This window comes from Sphingobium sp. ba1 (assembly GCF_000743655.1).
GTDB lineage: Bacteria > Pseudomonadota > Alphaproteobacteria > Sphingomonadales > Sphingomonadaceae > Sphingobium.
Map to the genome: position 1 here is coordinate 1 of NZ_JPPQ01000019.1, position 2,745 is coordinate 2,745.

At 66.6% G+C, this 2,745-nt stretch carries 2 protein-coding genes and 1 pseudogene; 1 reads left to right on the forward strand and 2 read right to left on the reverse strand.

Annotation, left to right across the window (positions count from 1 at the left end):
* Positions 1–1,882 (reverse strand): helicase (locus IL54_RS02005; protein WP_037472685.1); only part of this gene is annotated, 1,882 nt, incomplete at its 3' end.
* A gap of 52 nt (positions 1,883–1,934) precedes the next feature.
* Positions 1,935–2,297, reverse strand: a complete 363-nt coding sequence (locus IL54_RS02010) for a PilZ domain-containing protein (RefSeq protein WP_037472688.1) — start codon at positions 2,295–2,297, stop codon at positions 1,935–1,937.
* Positions 2,298–2,424: 127 nt separating this feature from the next.
* On the opposite strand from IL54_RS02010, the pseudogene lysK reads away from it, so the two are divergent.
* Positions 2,425–2,745 (forward strand): annotated as a pseudogene (lysK, locus tag IL54_RS02015) (lysine--tRNA ligase); the annotation flags it as partial.

Consider the following 2,745-nt stretch of genomic DNA (forward strand, 5'->3'; position numbering starts at 1 on the left):
ACTCGCGCCCCTCGATCCGATCGACCGCCAGCCAGTCGACATAGTCGGGGTCCGCCGGGCCGCCGATGCGCGTGAGGAGCGCCAGCCAGGCCGCGATCAGGTCGCGCCGCCAGCCGAGCGATGCCACCGCGCCCTCGATCCGTGCCCGCGCCGCGCTGTCCAGCCAGTCGGGCGCATCCTCGATCACCGCTTCCAGCCGCCGCCCCAGCCGTACCAATGGCTTGATGAGCGCGTCGAGCGCCAGCGCCGCTTCCTGTGCCGCCTCGACCAGTGCGCCGTCCGGTTCGGCCAGTTCGGTTTCCATACCATAGCCCGCGTCGGCCTCGCCCGTATCGGCGGCGCGGGTATAGACGGTGGCGCGCACTGCGGTCAGCAAGGCCTCCAGCGCCCCGAACGGTTCGCCCGCGACGACGCGCTTGAGCCATTCATCGGCGGGCAGTGCCTGCGCCGCGTCGATCGCCGCGCGGATCGCGTGTCCGCCTTCCTCGTCATAGCTGGCAAGATCGGACAGGCGTGCCGCCAGCCCGCGCCGCCGCCCGCGCGATCCGCCCTCCGGCCCCATGATCCAGCGGCGCAACTCGATCGCTTCCTGCCCCGATAGCGCGACCGAAAAGGTCGAATCGGCGGCATCGAACAGATGATGGCCTTCGTCGAAGATGATCCGCTGTGGCCGCTGCCCGGTTTCCCGCCCGCGCGCGGCGTTGATCATGACGAGCGCATGGTTGGCGATGACGATGTCCGCATCCGCGCTCGCCCGCGACGACCGCTCGATGAAGCATTTGCGATAATGGGGGCAGCCGGCATAGATGCACTCGCCCCGCCGGTCGGTCAGCGCGGTCGATCCATTGCGCCGGAACAAGGTAGGCAACCAGCCGGGCAGGTCGCCGCCGACCATGTCGCCATCCTTGCTGAACGCCGCCCAGCGCGCGACCAGTTGCGCCAATATGGCCGCGCGCCCGGTGAAACCGCCTTGCAGCGCGTCTTCCAGATTGAGCAGGCAGAGATAATTTTCCCGTCCCTTGCGCACCACCACGCGCTTGGCGGCGACGGCTGGGTCGGGAAAGAGGCGCAGCGATTCGCGATCGAGCTGGCGCTGCAGCGCCTTGGTATAGGTCGACACCCACACCGTCCCCTGCGCCTGTCCCGCCCAGAGCGAGGCGGGGGCGAGATAGCCCAGCGTCTTACCGATGCCGGTGCCTGCCTCGGCGAGCAGCATATTGGGCTGGTCGCGATGGCGACGCGGCAGGAAGGCGGCACTGGCGGCGGCGGCATAGGCGCGCTGGCCAGGACGCGGCTCGGCTCCCGCACCGGTCAGTGCGTCGAGCCGGGCCAGCACCTGCCCTTCATCCAGCGCGATCGTGCGCGGCGCGGGACGGGGCTGCGCCTCCTCCCATTCGGGCAATTTGGAAAAGAGCCAGCGTTCGGCTTCCTTGGGCTTGGCGATGCGCGGCGCGACCAGTAGTGCCCAGGTCCAGCGCAACCGGTGCAGCGATTGCGCTGCGGTCCAGCCGCCTTCGCGCTCGGTCCAGTCGGTCGATCCCAGCCGATCGAGCATCACTTGTGCCGCTTGTTGCAGCAGGCCGGGAATGTCGCCTTCGCTGGCCGGAACCGCCAAATTGAGCGCCGCCGCCAGCCCCTTGGGTGTGGGCACCAGAAAGCGGGCGGGGTGAAGAAAAGCCCATAATTCCAGCAGGTCGAGGCCGTTCAATTCGGGATAGCCGAGCCGCTGGCCGGTCAAAGGTGCATTGAGCAGCAGCACGGGGGTTTCGGCCGCGCGGGCGATCGCCCGTCCCTTGGCAAGCCCTTGCGTGCGGCCGCCATCGCGCAACCAGATGCCACCATGGCTGGCGTGAAGGGCGGGAAGGTCGGCGGGGTCGATCACCTGCCCGGCTTAGGCGAACAGGAACAAAAGGAAAACCTGTTTTGGTCGGCTTTCAGCCTGTACGGCGGCCAAAACCGCCACCGCCCATGCCCATGGATTGCGGGCGTGGTTGAAAGGGGAGTGGCGCACGGCGGGCTGCCTTTACCGCTTCGAGCTTTTCGAACAGCGGCCCCTCGGTCAATTCGTAAGGAAAGCGAATGCCCATCCGGTCCTCTTCGGACCAGCGAACGGTGCCGAACACGCTATAGCCATCCAAGTCGAGCTGGCACTGGGATTTCGGGGGGAGCGTGCAGCCAACGACCTGGGCACCGCCTTCGCTCAAGTCGACGATCACGCCGCGCAAGCTGTCGAGCACCGTCGTGACGACGATGGGGATCTCGACGGAGATGCGCTCACGGCTGCGCTTGATCTGCATATCGCCTCCAATCACCGCAGCCATTATCAACATTCAAGGTTAATGAAAGGCAAAGACGGCCAATTCCTAACGGGGATTGTCAGCAAAAGCCGTTCCCTTTCGCGGAGCGGGGCGGTAGAGGCCGGGCATGACTGTATCCGACACGCTCCGTACCGCCGCGCAGGCGGCCAAGGCCTGGCCCTATGAAGAAGCGCGCAAGCTGCTCAAACGCTATCCGCCCCATGGGCCGGACGGCGGCGTTCCGGCTAAGGGACATATCCTGTTCGAAACCGGCTATGGTCCATCGGGCCTGCCACATATCGGCACGTTCAACGAAGTGCTGCGCACTACCATGGTTCGCAATGCCTGGCATGCGCTATCGGATGTGCCGACCCGGCTGATCGCGTTCAGCGACGATATGGACGGGCTGCGCAAGGTGCCCGACAATGTGCCCAACCAGGCGATGTTG

Excerpts from the sequence above, each read along its gene's own strand:
- IL54_RS02010 (WP_037472688.1), bottom strand. The coding sequence starts at position 2,297 with ATGCAGATCAAGCGCAGCCGTGAGCGCATCTCCGTCGAGATCCCCATC.